Below are 14,482 nucleotides of genomic sequence, written 5' to 3' on the forward strand. Positions count from 1 at the left end.
GGCGTCGGCAGCGCAAGGCCGTCAGTCGGTGCTCAACACACCGCGACGCACCTGGTCACGCTCGATGGACTCGAACAGCGCCTTGAAGTTGCCTTCACCAAAGCCGTCATCCCCCTTGCGCTGAATGAACTCGAAGAATACCGGCCCAAGCAGCGTTTCCGAGAAAATCTGCAGCAGCAGGCGTTTGTCTCCAGGCTGCGAGGCCCCATCCAGCAGGATGCCACGCGCTTGCAGCTGGTCGACCGGTTCGCCGTGGCCTGGCAGGCGTTCTTCGAGCATTTCGTAGTAGGTTTGCGGTGGCGCAGTCATGAAGCGCATGCCAAGGCCCTTCAACGCATCCCAGGTCTTGAGCAGGTCATCGGTCAGGAAGGCGACGTGCTGAATACCCTCGCCGTTGAACTGCATCAGGAACTCTTCGATCTGCCCCGCACCCTTGGACGACTCTTCGTTGAGTGGGATGCGGATCATGCCGTCTGGGGCAGTCATCGCCTTGGACGTCAGGCCGGTGTACTCACCCTTGATATCGAAATAGCGGATTTCACGGAAGTTGAACAGTTTTTCATAGAAGCCGGCCCAGTAAGCCATGCGCCCGCGATAAACGTTATGGGTGAGGTGGTCGATGATCTTCAGGCCAGCACCTACCGGATTGCGGTCCACGCCTTCGATGAAATTGAAGTCGATGTCATAGATCGAGCTGCCTTCCTCGAAACGGTCGATCAGGTAAAGCGGCGCACCACCGATACCCTTGATCGCCGGCAGGCGCAGCTCCATCGGGCCGGTTTCGATTTCCACCGGCTGGGCGCCCAGCTCCAGGGCACGGGCATACGCTTCGTGGGCATTGCGCACGCGGAACGCCATGCCACAGACCGACGGGCCGTGTTCGGCGGCGAAGTACGAGGCGATGCTCTTGGGTTCGTTGTTCAGGATCAGGTTGATGCCGCCCTGGCGATACAGGTGCACATCCTTGGAACGGTGGGTAGCCACCTTGGTGAAGCCAAGGATCTGGAACACTGGCTCGAGCACGCCGGGGGTCGGCGACGCCAGTTCAATGAATTCGAAGCCCATCAGGCCCATTGGATTGTCGAAGATATCAGCCATGTTCGTGTCCTCATCTGCAGCGAAAATAGTATTGATTGCGTGGGATGTGGAACAGAAACGGCGGTGAGCACGGGATGCCCCGCACGCTGCGGGCGAGGAAGTCACCTATGATCAGCTTGAACCCATGGTGTGTCATATGGACCCATTCTCGGCGGGCTTGATCCTTCGGAAGTGAAGAACCTTATTGTTGTATTCGTAAACGGATTCTACATTGCGTAAAATTGTTTGTCGCGGTTTAGTTGCTCGCACACAGCGACAAGCGGCTATTCTCTCGTTGTCCCTTATCGTAGCCAGGTCCGCATGCCCCTTAACGCCAAACGCCGCGCCACGCTCAGCTGGCGCACCCTGCTACCCTGGGTCGTCGGTGTGCTGCCGCTGATGTGCGGCCTGATCGTGATGAACTGGCAGGTCGAACGGGAGATGCAAACAAGCAGCCAGGCTACCGCTCGCCAGGTCGTGGCGCATGTCGAACGCATCCTCGACAGCCTTTCCAAGGCTGCCAATGTTCTGCTGCCGCTGGCCCGCAGCCCTTGCGACGAGGTGCAGCTCAGGCTGCGCGCCGAGGTCACGCGCAACGCGTTCGTGCGTTCGACCAACCTGTTCCGGGGTAACAGCCTGTATTGCACATCCCTTTTCGGCGCCTTTGATGAGCCGGTCAACCCGACCGACTACGTCGACGGCAAGCTGTGGCTGATGGACGGCAATTCAGTCACCCCTGGGCACGCACTGCTGGTGTACCGTGCCAGCGCCGGCGACCAGGGGGCAATCAGTACGGTGGATGGCGACCACCTGCTGACAGCACTGCGCCTGATCGGCCCCGACGTTAACCTGCACATCCGCGTAGGTAACGCCTGGATGGGCAAGGATGGCATCGTCCACAAGGGCCTGCCGCCCCCCGCCGCCAATGCAAACGTGCTGCTTGGCTCGACGCGTTACCCGTTCAGCGTGCAGGGCGGCTATGACGCCAGCTACCAAGGCCAGTTGTGGCGCAGCCACTACCCTGCCCTGGTTGCCTTGCTGATTGTATTGGGCGTGGTTGCGGCCCTGGTATGCCGCTGGCAGGTTCGCCGCGCCAGCTCACCCCGTGCCGAACTGCGCCGGGCGCTGGAGGCCGATGAGTTCCTGCCGTACTTCCAGCCAGTGGTGCGCAAGGGCGATTTCCGTTGGGCCGGCGCCGAAGTGCTGATGCGCTGGAACCACCCCCAGGAAGGGCTGGTGCGCCCCGATCTGTTCATCCCTTACGCTGAACACAGCGGGCAGATTGTCGCCATGACCCGCGCCTTGATGATGCACACGGCACAGAGCCTCGCACCGTACGCCGGGCTGCTCGAGGACGGCTTCCACATAGGCGTCAACATCACCGCCGACCACTGCCGCGACCTGAACCTGCTGAATGATTGCCGTACTTTCCTGCAGCACTTCCCGCCGGGCCGGGTAGTGCTGACCTTGGAACTGACCGAGCGCAAGCTGATCGAGCCCACGCCAATAGCCCTGGAGCTGTTCGAGAAGCTCGCTGCCATGGGCGTCAAGATCGCCCTGGACGACTTCGGCACCGGCCAGTCCAGCCTCAACTACCTGCGCCAGTTCAAGGTCGACTACCTGAAGATCGATCAGAGCTTCGTGGCCATGATCGGGGCCGATGCGCTGTCTGTGCACATTCTGGAGACCATCATCGAGCTGTCCGCCAAGCTGGGCCTGGGCATCGTGGCCGAAGGCGTGGAAACCGAAGCCCAACGCGACTACCTGGCCCGCCATGAGGTGGACTTCCAGCAGGGCTACCTGTTCGCCAGGCCCATGCCCGCCGCGCAGTTTCTCGAGGCGCTGGCCGCCCGCCCAGGCGCAGCGCTGTTGCCGCAAGCCGCGCCCCCTGAGATCATGCGCGGCTGATCCACCCGCTCAACTCCCGTATTCGAGGCACTCGTGTCAAAAGGCATTGTTTCATCGGTCATGGCGTCCTGTCTGTTCGCTGTGATGTACTTCTATACCTCCCTGCTCAAGCCACTCGATGGCGAAGAAATCTTCGGCTGGCGCACCCTCTTGACGCTGCCCTGCCTTACCCTGTTCATGCTCGTCTCGAAAGATTGGAAACGCGTCGCCGAGCTACTGGGGCGGGTTAGGCGCACGCCGGTGTTGTTGCTGGGGATGGTCGGCACTTCGTGGCTGATGGGCGTGCAGCTGTGGCTGTTTCTCTGGGCGCCCCTGCACGGGCGCAGCCTGGAAGTGTCGATGGGCTATTTCCTGCTGCCGCTGGCCATGGTCCTGACCGGGCGGCTGGTGTATGGCGAGCGCCTGTCGCGCCTGCAAAAGGTGGCCGTGGGCTGCGCCGCACTGGGCGTGGGGCACGAGTTGTACCAGAACGGCAGCTTTGCCTGGGAAACCTTGTTGGTGACGATCGGCTACCCGATCTACTTCGTGCTGCGGCGGCGTTGCCGCACCGACCACCTGGGTGGCCTGTGGTGCGACATGTGCCTGCTGCTGCCGTGGGCGCTGTACTTCGTCACCCAGGGCCCGCTTTCCGGTGCCGACCTGCAGGCACACCCTGGACTCTATGCGCTGATCCCGATCCTTGGCGCGATCAGCGCCTCGGCCCTGATCGCCTACGTGCTGGCCAGCCGCATGCTGCCATTCAGCCTGTTCGGCCTGCTCAGCTACGTCGAGCCCGTGCTGCTGGTGGGCGTGGCGTTGCTGCTGGGCGAAACCATCGGCCCGGACCAGTGGCTGACCTACCTGCCGATCTGGGCCGCAGTGCTGGTGCTAATCCTCGAGGGCTTCAGGCACCTGCTGCGTCAGCGTCGCCGGTCGGTATAAGGCGCACCTGGCGCACCCGTCGCTCTTCAATCGCCTCCACGGTCAGCGTCCAGCCATTCCAGGCCAGCTGGTCGCCGACCATCGGCAGCCGATCGAGAAGGCTCATCACCAACCCCGCAAGGGTCTGGTAGTCCTCGGTAGCACGGGCACAGAAGCCAGTACGTGCCTGCACCTGGCTCAGGTTCAATGCGCCACTGACCACAAAGCCAGCGCCCTCCTGGACAATGCCTGGGCCTTCCACTTCGCTGGCATCCGGCAGTTCACCGGCAATCGACTCGAGGATGTCGGTCATGGTCAGCAGGCCGGTGAAGTCACCAAATTCGTTGACCACAAAGGCGATGTGGGTCGACTGGCCGCGCATCTGCTCCAGCGCGTTGAGAATGCTGAAGCTCTCCAGCAGGTTCAGCGGCACCCGAGCCATGTCCTCCAGGTCGGGCTGACTGCCCGACAGCAATTCCTTGAGCAGCTCCTTCTTGTGCACGAAGCCCAACGGTTCATCGACCCGGCCATCGCGAATCAGCGGCAGGCGCGAATACGGCGAATTGGCCAAGGCCTGGGTGATGGCCTCTGCCGGCTGTGCGAGGTCGATCAGGTCAACCTCGGCACGTGCGGTCATCACCGTTCGAATTGGCCGCTCGGCCAGGTTCAGCACGCCACTGATCATTACCCGTTCACGGCGGTCGAACAGCACCTGCTCCCCGCCACCTTCGACCAGGTCGGCGATTTCCTCGCCGACCTCGTCAGCCTCGACCCGACGGCCGCCCAGCAGGCGCAGCACGGCATGTGCAGTGCGTTCACGCAACGGCTTGTGCTGTTGCAGGCTGCGCTTGCGACGGGCGCGCGCCAGCTGGTTGAACAGCTCGATGAGGATCGAGAAGCCGATGGCCGCGTACAGGTAACCTTTCGGGATATGGAAGCCCAGGCCTTCCGCCGTCAGGCTGAAACCGATCATCATCAGGAACCCCAGGCACAGCATGATCACTGTGGGGTGGGCGTTGACGAAGCGGGTCAGCGGCTTGCTGGCAACGATCATGATACCAATCGAGAAGATCACCGCGATCATCATCACGGACAGCTCATCGACCATGCCCACCGCCGTGATCACGGCATCCAGCGAGAACACTGCATCCAGTACCACGATTTGGGCAACGATCGGCCAGAACGCGGCATGGCGCAGGGTACCACTGGCCTGGGTCACGTGACCTTCCAGGCGTTCGTGCAATTCCATGGTGGCCTTGAACAACAGGAACACGCCGCCGAACAGCATGATCAGGTCACGGCCGGAGAAACTCTTGCCCAACACCTCGAACAGCGGCGCGGTCAGGGTGACCATCCAGGAAATACTGGCCAACAGGCCCAGGCGCATGATCAGCGCCAGGCTCAAGCCAATCACCCGCGCGCGGTCGCGTTGGTGTGGCGGCAACTTGTCGGCGAGGATGGCGATAAACACCAGGTTGTCGATACCCAGCACCAGCTCGAGGACGATAAGCGTCAGCAGGCCCAGCCAGGCCGTGGGGTCGGCTAGCCATTCCATTAGCGGGTACTCACGAGGGAAACGTCACGGGGACGGGGGAAGGATGGCCAGAAAAGCCGAAGACTGGGGGGCTCCGCGAAGGTGCTCATATAGACCTTGATAACAGATTGGGACAGTGATGCTACAAGGACAGCAGGTTGCTGTTGTAGCGCAAAACTATTACAAAACCTGTACCCCTCCATCGCCACCCCTCATTCATCGTCGCAGCGTTGCTGCCCGTTACGATTCAGAAGGTCAATCGTGACACTTCTTCCGTGCCTGCCTGTGTCACGCCATGGGGCCCTGCCGCCTCACTGAAACAAGACTGAGACAAACTGGCACTGACGGCGGGCGGAAGCAGGTACTTTTGTTCAATACATCAAAGCGCCAGGCACGCGAGGATGACGGCTCCCCACATCACCCGGATCTTCCTCATGAGCCTATCCCTGTCCATGGCCGCCTTCGCCCTTGCGGCCTCTATCTCCCCCGGCCCGGTCAACATCGTCGCCCTTGGCAGCGGTGCCCGCCATGGCCTGCGCGCCAGCATGGCGCATGTAGCCGGTGCCACGCTGGGTTTCTGCCTGCTGCTGGTGCTGGTTGGGCTGGGCCTGCATCAACTGCTGCTGCGCTGGCCTTTGCTGGGCCTGATGTTGCACTGGGGCGGGGTGGCGTTTCTGCTGTATATGGCGTGGAAGCTGGCCAGTGACGACGGTAACCTGAACAACGCACAGCCCGGCCGACCCTCTTCAGCCTGGCACGGCGCAGCAATGCAGTGGCTCAACCCCAAAGCCTGGTTGGCAGCCGTTGCCGGGGTGGGCGCCTACACCGGCGGTGAACAGCACTTGCTGTGGCTGTTTACCTGGATCTATGGCCCAATCTGTTTCATCTCGGTGGCCTCCTGGGCCTGGGCCGGCAGCGTGATTCGCCAGTACCTGCACAACCCACATCACCTGCGCATGCTCAATCGGAGCCTGGCCGTGTTACTGGTCGCCAGCGCGGTTTACCTGGTGCTTTAAGGCATGCACGGCTTCTGCAGGAGCGCCCAAGCTAGCAACGGCATTTCTGTAATGCCCGGGTGTCGCCGCAAGGTGCTGTTTGAATGCCCGCTGCAGGTGTGCCTGATCAGCGAACCCCGCCTCCTGCGCAACCTCAGCAATCGCCCGGCCCTGGCGCAACTGCGCCCGGGCCAACTGCACGCGCTGGTCCAGCAGGTAGCCATGCGGCGTCAGGCCGAAGCGTTGGCGAAAAGCACGAATCAGGTAGGAACGGGACAGGCCACAGGCCATGCAGATGTCCTCGAGGCTGAGTGGGTCACTGCGATGGGCGCGTATGAAAGCTGCCGCTGCATCCAGCCGCGGGTTGCCCTCATCATGCACCGGGGCAACATCGTCCAGTAACGCCGGCATCCCCCTGAACAGGGCCGCTAGACGGGACTCGCGATCATGCAGGCTGGGATCGAACAGGTCGGCAAAGGCCTGCAACAAGCGCTGGTACAACACCGCCGAGGTGCTGTAGGTCTGCCTCGGCAGGGCGAACCCCTGCGCCTGCAACCACGGCAAGTCGACAAACAGCATCAGGTAGGACCACGGCTCCCCGGCAACAGGGTTGCAGGTATGTACGACGCCTGGATTCATCAGCACAGTGATGCCCGCCGCCACCTCGACGCGCTGGTCACCATTCAGGTAGGTGCTGCGCCCACCCGTGATCACCCCGATTGAAAAGGACTCATGGGAGTGCGCGGCGTAGCAGACTTGCCGCCCGTCCCCTACCCTTCGGGCTTCGACAAACGGCAACGCAGGGTCGCGCCAGAACCGTGATACCTCGATCATCCCATGCCCCGCCCGCCGCAACCATGAGCGTGGATACTACACACTTACCGCGGGAACAGGTCCAACGTGCGCTCCACTTCACCGATATCCATCCGAAAGCCATCCCCTTCCGGTATACCCACCACGAAGCCGAAATGCTGGTTGTCCCGATCCGTCAGGTACTTGTAGTAGCTGACGAAGCGATTCGGCGGCTGCAAGGTCAGCAGGCAGCCGCCGGGCTGTAGCACGTTCACGCCATGCACCAACTGGCTACCCTCCACCCCGACGACCACCTTGGCCCCGGCGCAGGCTGCAACAATACTCGGCACATCGGATTTCAACGGGTTGACGATGCGAAAACCACGGGTAACGCGCAAGTGCTCGGCAAGCTCGAGCTCGTTGCGCAGCAGCCGCAGGTCACCATCACCACCGCGCAGCAGGAACACCCCGGGGTGTGGCGCATGCGGCACATGCGACAGCAGCTTGTCACCCATGGCCCGGTAACGGGCATGCCGGCTGCGGTTGTTGCTCTGGTCATCGAACAGCACCAGCTCGCGGAAGAACGCACTGCGCAGGCGCAGCGGTTTCATGTCCAGCCAGTCCTCATAGGCCGGCGCCTGGGTAAACAGCGGGTACCTGGCCGAGGGTGCGGTGGTCACGGGTATGCCTTCGTTACAGGCCAGTGCATAAGTGGGGCAATCCTCCATCAGCCAAGTGCCGAACCACGAGTTGCCATTTTGCGTGCAGTAGATCGCCGCGCGGTCGATCTCGTTGTCGACCACAATGCTCGGAAAGGTACTCGGCTTCAGCGATAGCCAGTGACTGGCCTTGCCCTTGTACAGCGCCCCATCGACCAGCCACACATCTTTGATCAGGTAGCCGCGAGTAGCCCCTTGCAGCGTGCTGATGCCGCCTTCCATGGTGCGCGCAGGGTGCACGTAGGGGTAGAAACGCTTGCCTTCCCAGCCTGTCACCCGCTCCAGCTGGCCAGGCAAATAGATGGCCGGCGGCGACACGGTGGTCTCGCCCGGGGCAATGTCCCAGCTTTTGCTGGCGATGCTCTTGAGATCGATGGCCGTGTTCTTGCCCAGCCGCTTGCGCGCCATGTAGCGGTAGGCGGCCAAGGTCCAGGTGTGCCGCCTGGCGGCGGACGATGCACTGAACTGCGAAATGTCGCCTCCCATGAAGCGCTCCCCCTTGATGACGAGGTGTGAAGCCTGGCGCCTGGCACCAGATCAAGGCCTCCCTGGCAACGACTCAACTGCAGGTGACCCGCTCCATCGTGGGCGGCGACTGCAGACTGGCGTAACGACTGCGCAGGTTCTCGACGAACGGCTCACCTGCACCGTTACCTCCGTAGAGGTAGATCTTGTGCAAGCCGCCGAAGACCATTTCGTGGTATCGGCTGGCCACTTCCTCGTCGCTCGGCCCCTCGGGCAAGCCCAGGTGCAACGTGAGCTTGTCGCCTTCCACCGCGAACATCGGCGTGTCCCAGAGAAACTTCGCCGTGCCGGTTTTGGGCAGGCGAACAAACAGATAGGCATGGTTACCCAGCGAGTCGATATCGCCGCCGCGGCGGCGCTTCCATTTCAGCAGACCATCGTCCGGGCGGGCCAGGCAGAGGCCGATATCGTAATAGTCAAAACCCTGCTGCAGCGCCCATTCGAGGGCCATGTAGGTGGTAATCGAATTCACCTCGCGCAGCTTTTTGGCATCGCTGAACACCGCTTCGCAGTAGCCGAAACGCAATGTGCTCCAGTAACGCTTGCCAGCACGCACGACTTCGCAGCCGAGGTGGCAACCGATCACCTCGCCATCGACGGTAATCAGGTCGAGCCGACCAACCTGCCTGGCGATGCGGAACACTTCTTCCGTGGGAAACTGTGCGGCATGGATGCCCTGCCTGGCGCTGGCGTAAGGGCGCAGCAGGGCGCGGTCCGCCATGGCGATCTCTTCGTCCGAGAGGGCTTGGCGCATCTGGTACAGCGGGCGGTTCTTGCGAATGCTGCGCCGCAGTTCGCTGTCGTAACGCGCGGTGATGTCCTCCAGCGAACGCCCCAGTGGTACCACCGCACTCAGATAATGGGGCACTGACAACGCGCCGGTCGTGGGCATTTCGCTGATCAGCACCCTGTGATCGGCTGGCGCCGTGGAGCTTGCGCTGTCAACGATCGACGCACTCCCCTGACCCTTGCCGCCAATCAGCAGCTTGGCCATTTCCCGTTGCTGTTTCCTGCCGATATAGACAATTTCGTAGGGGCTTTCCTGTTGCAGCCGGAACCTCGCCACTTCCCAGCGCCATAAACAGGCACGCGCCATCAGTTCACGCACTTTGCTGGCCAGCTGCCTGATTTCGTATCGCATAGAGGGCGAGATGAATTTTCGCGCCACTGCAGTCAAGGTCGCTTTCATTTATTCCTCAACGTCCTTTTAAAGCCCTAAGGTCTACCGGAAAAAGAGAAAAACTCAGCAAGCGCACTTAACGCTTTGATAATGATCAACTAACCCAACACTTTCATCTCACATCCAGTAACAATTTAAGATGCCCGCAAACCCTTTGGCAAGCACACTTCACGGCCATTTTGAATACGTTTAATGGCGTCAAATTCCCTTCAACAATGTGTGCCTGGATAAGTTATTGCTATAAACATGCCGCCCCCACAGCACCCTATTACAATTTCGCTATTTGCCCATTCATTTTGATTGCCCTTTTGCATAACGCACAGGCATGCATGGTGAACTCCCCGGAGGCACGGGGCGCGATCCTGAGCCAGACTGGTGTTTTTTCCGCAGGCGGTGCATGCTCCAGGCTGAAGCGATTCACCTGGCCGTAAACCCGCCCTGTAATGTGAGGTGCAGTACCCATGGACCGTCTGCTCGATTCACTTTTCCCAAGCGCCGGGGACATCCCGGAAATCTGGCGCCTGGGGGCCCCGCTGGAACAACGCGACTACCTGGTAAACGGAGAGCTCAGGCGCTGGGACGGCCCCTTGGCCACGGTACGCAGCCCGGTCTGGCTCAAGGGCGGCAGCGAAGAACACCAGGTGGTACTGGGCAGTGCCCCGCTGCTCGATGCCGACACTGCGCTGACCGCGCTGGATGCCGCCGTGCAAGCCTACGACAAGGGCCGCGGCGCCTGGCCGAACATGCGCGTGGCAGAGCGTATCCAGCACGTTGAAACCTTTCTTGCCCGCATGCGTGAACAGCGCCAGGCTGTAGTCAAGCTGCTGATGTGGGAGATTGGCAAGAACCTGAAGGACTCGGAAAAGGAATTCGACCGCACCTGCGACTACATCGTCGACACCATAAACGCGCTCAAGGACCTCGACCGCCGCTCCAGCCGTTTCGAACTGGAACAGGGTACGCTTGGCCAGATTCGCCGCGCGCCATTGGGCGTGGCACTGTGCATGGGGCCGTACAACTACCCGCTCAACGAAACCTTCACCACCTTGATTCCGGCGCTGATCATGGGCAACACCGTGGTGTTCAAGCCGGCCAAGTTCGGCGTGTTGCTGATCCGCCCGTTGCTGGAAGCATTCCGCGACAGCTTCCCCCCGGGGGTGATCAACGTCATCTACGGCCGTGGCCGCGAAACCGTGAGCGCACTGATGGCCAGCGGCAAGGTGGATGTATTCGCCTTCATTGGCACGCACAAGGCGGCCAGTGACCTGAAAAAACTGCACCCGCGCCCGCATCGCCTGCGCGCTGCGCTGGGCCTGGATGCGAAGAACCCAGGCATCGTGCTGCCTCAGGTCGACCTCGACAACGCCGTGGAAGAAGCCGTTACCGGGGCGCTGTCGTTCAATGGGCAGCGCTGCACGGCACTGAAGATCCTGTTCGTCCACGAAGACGTGGTCGAGGCGTTCCTCGACAAATTCCAGCGCAAACTCGCCGCGCTCAAACCGGGCATGCCGTGGGAACCTGGCGTGGCGCTGACACCGCTGCCCGAACCCGGCAAGGTCGACTACCTCGACGGCCTGGTCACCGATGCAACGGCCAAAGGTGCTCGCGTACTGAACGAGGGTGGCGGGAGCAGCCGCGGCTCGTTCTTCTACCCGGCGTTGCTGTACCCGGTGAATCACAACATGCGCGTGTACCATGAAGAGCAGTTCGGCCCCCTGGTGCCGGTGGTGCCCTATCGCGATCTGCAGACGGTGATCGATTATGTGCTGGACTCCGACTACGGCCAGCAACTGAGCCTGTTCGGCAACGACCCGGCAACCATCGGTAGCCTGGTCGACATCTTTGCCAACCAGGTCGGGCGCATCAACATCAATGCCCAATGCCAACGTGGCCCGGACACTTACCCGTTCAACGGCCGCAAGAACAGCGCCGAAGGCACCCTTTCGGTACATGACGCACTGCGCGTGTTCTCGATCCGCACCCTGGTCGCCACACGCTTCCAGGAGGCCAACAAGCAGCTGATCAGCGAGATCATCCGCAACCGTGAATCGACCTTCCTGACGACCGACTACATCTTCTGAACGCCGCGCTTATAGAGAATCGATCTAGCACCGCTGTCGATTTTCCCTCTGCGCAAACGACTCTAAGCAACAGGGCGCCGGCCGGCGCCCTCTGCACAGGAGCGTCGAACATGGCAGCCAAACCCATTCCCGAGGGCCAGCATAGCCTGACCCCATACCTGGCCATCAATGATGCCGCCAAGGCCATCGAGTTCTACAAGCAGGCCTTTGGCGCGCAAGAGGTGTTCCGCCTTGACGGCCCCGGCGGGCGGGTGGGCCACGCCGAGCTGAAAATAGGCGATTCATCGCTGATGCTGGGCGACCCCTGCGACATGGAGGGGGGCCTCACCGCCAGCCAGAAGCTCAGTGGCGCAGGCGTGGGCCTGCACCTGTATGTCGAAGATTGCGACAAAGTCTATGCCCAGGCGCTGGCCGCTGGCGGTACCCAGTTGCACCCCCTTACCGACCAGTTCTATGGCGACCGTAGCGGCACCCTGAAGGACCCGTTCGGCAATATCTGGTTCGTTTCCACCCACAAGGAGGACCTGACGCACGAGGAAATCCGCGCCCGTGCCGCGAAGATGTTTGGCGGCAACTGAGCGGCAAGTTGAAAGCGGCGCCACTTTGCTTGAAGCTTGGGGCTCGTAGCTTGGAGCTGCTTCATGCGAATCATCGACAAAACCGCCGCCCAGGTGCGCAGCCTGACCCCCGCCGAAGAGGAGCTGCTGGTCGGTTTCGCCACCGGCAGCCTGCTCGGCCCGCGCCTGCTGCAGGCCAACCAACTGCTGATGAAGGTGCGCAACGCCAACCAGTGGCTGGCCTGCGACTGCCGCAGCGACGCCTTGCCGGTGCTTAACGTCACCCTGAACGGCAACACTGGCACGCTGTTTCTCAAGAACAACCCGGGCACCGCCGAGCACGCCCTTGGCTGCCCGTTCACCAAGGACGAACGGGAAGCCGCCGAGCGCGAGAGCGACCCCACGCCACCTGCTGCCTGGCTGCCGCCCGACACGCCGCTGCGCCTGATCAGCGACTTTCGTTCCGACAGTACCACTGCTGGCGGCGATGGCAGTGAACGACGCGAGCAGCAGCGGCTGCTGTCGCTGCTGCTGACCTGGATCGAAACCAGCGGCCTGAACCTGTATGCCACGCACCTGAAGAAGGACCTGACCGGGCAGTTCGCCGAACTGCGCAGTGTCGCCAGCCGCTACCCATTGCTGGAGCGGGTGCCCGCCAGCAACTACCTGGAAACCCGCCTGGACATGAAGCACATGATGATGCTCAAGGCCCGCCTGCGCGAAGCCAAGGTGTTCGGCAACCACCGCCGTCACGGCCTGCTGCTGGACTGCGTCGACCAGATCAAGGGGCGCAAGCTGTTCAACAACCGCAGCGACGACGGTTTCGATTTCCAGGGGCACCACCTGTACTGGGGCGGCAACCGCACCACTGGGCCACTGCTGGCGCTGATGCTGTACTCACCGACCAGTGCGGGCAGCCATTTTTATGAGCTGATCCATGTGGCCAGCGTGCCGGTACTGTCACGCGCCCACCTGTTCCCGGTGTACCGCGATGAAGAACGCGAACCACTCAAGGCCTTGGTGTCATTGGTCGACTGGATGGCAAGCAAGGGCGTGAAAGTGCAGATGCGCCGGCCGGTCATTGGGGGCCAGGTGGCAGATGAGCTGGTCATGACCTCGGATCAGGACCGGGTACTGTCGATATCACTGCTGGAGCAGCCGATCGGCCCCGAGCCGGATACCGAAAACTTCAAGCGCTACGCCGACTTCAAAAGCCTGGAAACCTTCCGCAAATTCGTCGCCGGCTTTTTCATGCGCGAACGTTGAACACCTGGCTGCAAAAAACCGTGGTGCTGCCCTGGCTTTTCAACCCCGGCGAGCTCAAAGCTCCAGCCCACCGGCAAGCAAGGCACTCAGCACCGCGGCAATGTCAGCACCCTGTTCGTCCAGCACGCGCAACGGGATGCCCTGCAATTCGGCTTGTGAGCCTGCCAGCCCCTCGCCTATCAACGCCAGCGGGCAAGCGATCTCCATCTGCAAGGCCCGCAGTTGCCGGCCCAGGGCCGCGCTTACCGGGGCCTGTACGGCAACCACCAGCGCCGCAGGCTGCATAGCCGCACACACCAGCGCCAGCTCTGCCAGTGGTTGCCCGCAGCCGAGCACGTCGATGCGCTGTTGCTCGCTGCTCAACAACAGGCCGGTACACAGCAGTTGCGATTCGGCGTGCCCCTCGGTGCCTGCCAGCAACACGCGCGGCGCATCGGCCTGGTTCATTTGCAGGCGCAACAACAGGCGGGCGCGCAGAAAAGTATCGAAGAACAGCCATTGGCTGCGTTGCCCAAAAGCACGGCCTGAAGCCAGTTCAAGCCAGGCCGGCATCAGTACGTCACGCAGCACGGTGGCCTTGGGCAGCAGCGTGAACAACTGGCCGTGCAGCACGTCCAGTGCTTGACCATCGAACGCCTTGGTTGCACGCAGTACGGCAGCGCGCCAGTCAGCGAAGGCCAAGCCCGAGTGCACCGGCGCCTTGCGCTGGCCGGCAAGCCGCTCACCCACCTTGCTGATCGGCAGCCCATTGGCGGTCCAGTGCAGGATGTCGCGTATCCGCTGCACATCCTCGGCCGTATACAGCCGGTGCCCACCCTCGGTGCGTTGCGGGTGGATCAACCCATGGCGCCGCTCCCAGGCACGCAGCGTGACCGGGTTGATGCCCGTGAGGGTCACAACATCGCGCATGGGCATCAGTTCGGGTGAGGAAAATTCAGTCATCAAGCG

Annotated in this window: 12 protein-coding genes; 6 read left to right on the forward strand and 6 right to left on the reverse strand. The window is 62.0% G+C overall.

Annotated elements, in window-relative coordinates; genetic code table 11:
* Window positions 1-21: 21 nt before the first annotated feature.
* Entirely contained in the window at window positions 22-1,098 is a 1,077-nt protein-coding gene (hppD, locus tag E8E68_RS17680; protein ID WP_110743025.1) for a 4-hydroxyphenylpyruvate dioxygenase, read from the reverse strand.
* 300 nt (window positions 1,099-1,398) lie between these two features.
* Here hppD and E8E68_RS17685 point away from each other — a divergent pair, with 300 nt between their 5' ends.
* Window positions 1,399-2,985, forward strand: a complete 1,587-nt coding sequence (locus E8E68_RS17685) for an EAL domain-containing protein (RefSeq protein ID WP_280343226.1) — start codon at window positions 1,399-1,401, stop codon at window positions 2,983-2,985.
* A gap of 33 nt (window positions 2,986-3,018) precedes the next feature.
* Window positions 3,019-3,906 carry an EamA family transporter RarD gene (gene rarD / locus E8E68_RS17690; protein ID WP_280343231.1) on the forward strand — a complete coding sequence of 296 codons (888 nt, stop codon included), beginning with the start codon at window positions 3,019-3,021 and terminating at the stop codon, window positions 3,904-3,906.
* On the opposite strand, the gene E8E68_RS17695 is transcribed toward rarD, so the two are convergent.
* A complete protein-coding gene (locus E8E68_RS17695) occupies window positions 3,869-5,440 on the reverse strand; it encodes a TerC family protein (protein ID WP_110743028.1) in 1,572 nt (523 codons plus the stop codon). The genes rarD and E8E68_RS17695 overlap by 38 nt on opposite strands.
* Before the next feature lie 413 nt (window positions 5,441-5,853).
* Between E8E68_RS17695 and E8E68_RS17700 the strand changes: the two genes are divergently transcribed.
* Complete coding sequence (locus E8E68_RS17700; protein WP_110743029.1) at window positions 5,854-6,435, forward strand: LysE family translocator; 582 nt, start codon at window positions 5,854-5,856, stop codon at window positions 6,433-6,435.
* Here E8E68_RS17700 and E8E68_RS17705 read toward each other — a convergent pair.
* From E8E68_RS17705 to E8E68_RS17715, 3 genes are all read right to left on the reverse strand, one after another.
* Entirely contained in the window at window positions 6,400-7,248 is an 849-nt protein-coding gene (locus E8E68_RS17705) for an AraC family transcriptional regulator (RefSeq protein WP_266029455.1), read from the reverse strand. The genes E8E68_RS17700 and E8E68_RS17705 overlap by 36 nt on opposite strands.
* A gap of 44 nt (window positions 7,249-7,292) precedes the next feature.
* Window positions 7,293-8,411 carry a glycosyltransferase family 61 protein gene (locus E8E68_RS17710; protein ID WP_280343239.1) on the reverse strand — a complete coding sequence of 373 codons (1,119 nt, stop codon included), beginning with the start codon at window positions 8,409-8,411 and terminating at the stop codon, window positions 7,293-7,295.
* A 73-nt stretch (window positions 8,412-8,484) separates the two neighbouring features.
* Window positions 8,485-9,639 carry a hypothetical protein gene (locus E8E68_RS17715; protein WP_280343241.1) on the reverse strand — a complete coding sequence of 385 codons (1,155 nt, stop codon included), beginning with the start codon at window positions 9,637-9,639 and terminating at the stop codon, window positions 8,485-8,487.
* 452 nt (window positions 9,640-10,091) lie between these two features.
* Here E8E68_RS17715 and E8E68_RS17720 point away from each other — a divergent pair, with 452 nt between their 5' ends.
* The 3 genes from E8E68_RS17720 to E8E68_RS17730 all read left to right on the forward strand — a co-directional run bounded on the left by E8E68_RS17720 (window position 10,092) and on the right by E8E68_RS17730 (window position 13,534).
* Window positions 10,092-11,711 carry an NADP-dependent glyceraldehyde-3-phosphate dehydrogenase gene (locus E8E68_RS17720; protein ID WP_110743034.1) on the forward strand — a complete coding sequence of 540 codons (1,620 nt, stop codon included), beginning with the start codon at window positions 10,092-10,094 and terminating at the stop codon, window positions 11,709-11,711.
* A 110-nt stretch (window positions 11,712-11,821) separates the two neighbouring features.
* Window positions 11,822-12,289: a VOC family protein gene (locus E8E68_RS17725; RefSeq protein WP_110743035.1), complete on the forward strand. Its 468-nt coding sequence runs from the start codon at window positions 11,822-11,824 to the stop codon at window positions 12,287-12,289.
* A gap of 63 nt (window positions 12,290-12,352) precedes the next feature.
* Complete coding sequence (locus E8E68_RS17730) at window positions 12,353-13,534, forward strand: hypothetical protein (RefSeq protein WP_280343245.1); 1,182 nt, start codon at window positions 12,353-12,355, stop codon at window positions 13,532-13,534.
* Window positions 13,535-13,588: 54 nt separating this feature from the next.
* Here E8E68_RS17730 and E8E68_RS17735 read toward each other — a convergent pair whose 3' ends face one another.
* Window positions 13,589-14,476: a MerR family transcriptional regulator gene (locus E8E68_RS17735; RefSeq protein ID WP_280343248.1), complete on the reverse strand. Its 888-nt coding sequence runs from the start codon at window positions 14,474-14,476 to the stop codon at window positions 13,589-13,591.
* Between the last annotated feature and the right edge of the window lie 6 nt (window positions 14,477-14,482).

The sequence above is a fragment of the Pseudomonas sp. BN607 genome, assembly GCF_029871175.1.
Classification (GTDB): Bacteria; Pseudomonadota; Gammaproteobacteria; order Pseudomonadales; family Pseudomonadaceae; genus Aquipseudomonas.

Excerpts from the sequence above, each read along its gene's own strand:
- hppD (WP_110743025.1), bottom strand. The coding sequence starts at position 1,098 with ATGGCTGATATCTTCGACAATCCAATGGGCCTGATGGGCTTCGAATTC.
- E8E68_RS17685 (WP_280343226.1), top strand. The coding sequence starts at position 1,399 with ATGCCCCTTAACGCCAAACGCCGCGCCACGCTCAGCTGGCGCACCCTG.
- E8E68_RS17695 (WP_110743028.1), bottom strand. The coding sequence starts at position 5,440 with ATGGAATGGCTAGCCGACCCCACGGCCTGGCTGGGCCTGCTGACGCTT.
- E8E68_RS17700 (WP_110743029.1), top strand. The coding sequence starts at position 5,854 with ATGAGCCTATCCCTGTCCATGGCCGCCTTCGCCCTTGCGGCCTCTATC.
- E8E68_RS17705 (WP_266029455.1), bottom strand. The coding sequence starts at position 7,248 with ATGATCGAGGTATCACGGTTCTGGCGCGACCCTGCGTTGCCGTTTGTC.
- E8E68_RS17710 (WP_280343239.1), bottom strand. The coding sequence starts at position 8,411 with ATGGGAGGCGACATTTCGCAGTTCAGTGCATCGTCCGCCGCCAGGCGG.
- E8E68_RS17715 (WP_280343241.1), bottom strand. The coding sequence starts at position 9,639 with ATGAAAGCGACCTTGACTGCAGTGGCGCGAAAATTCATCTCGCCCTCT.
- E8E68_RS17720 (WP_110743034.1), top strand. The coding sequence starts at position 10,092 with ATGGACCGTCTGCTCGATTCACTTTTCCCAAGCGCCGGGGACATCCCG.
- E8E68_RS17725 (WP_110743035.1), top strand. The coding sequence starts at position 11,822 with ATGGCAGCCAAACCCATTCCCGAGGGCCAGCATAGCCTGACCCCATAC.
- E8E68_RS17730 (WP_280343245.1), top strand. The coding sequence starts at position 12,353 with ATGCGAATCATCGACAAAACCGCCGCCCAGGTGCGCAGCCTGACCCCC.
- E8E68_RS17735 (WP_280343248.1), bottom strand. The coding sequence starts at position 14,476 with ATGACTGAATTTTCCTCACCCGAACTGATGCCCATGCGCGATGTTGTG.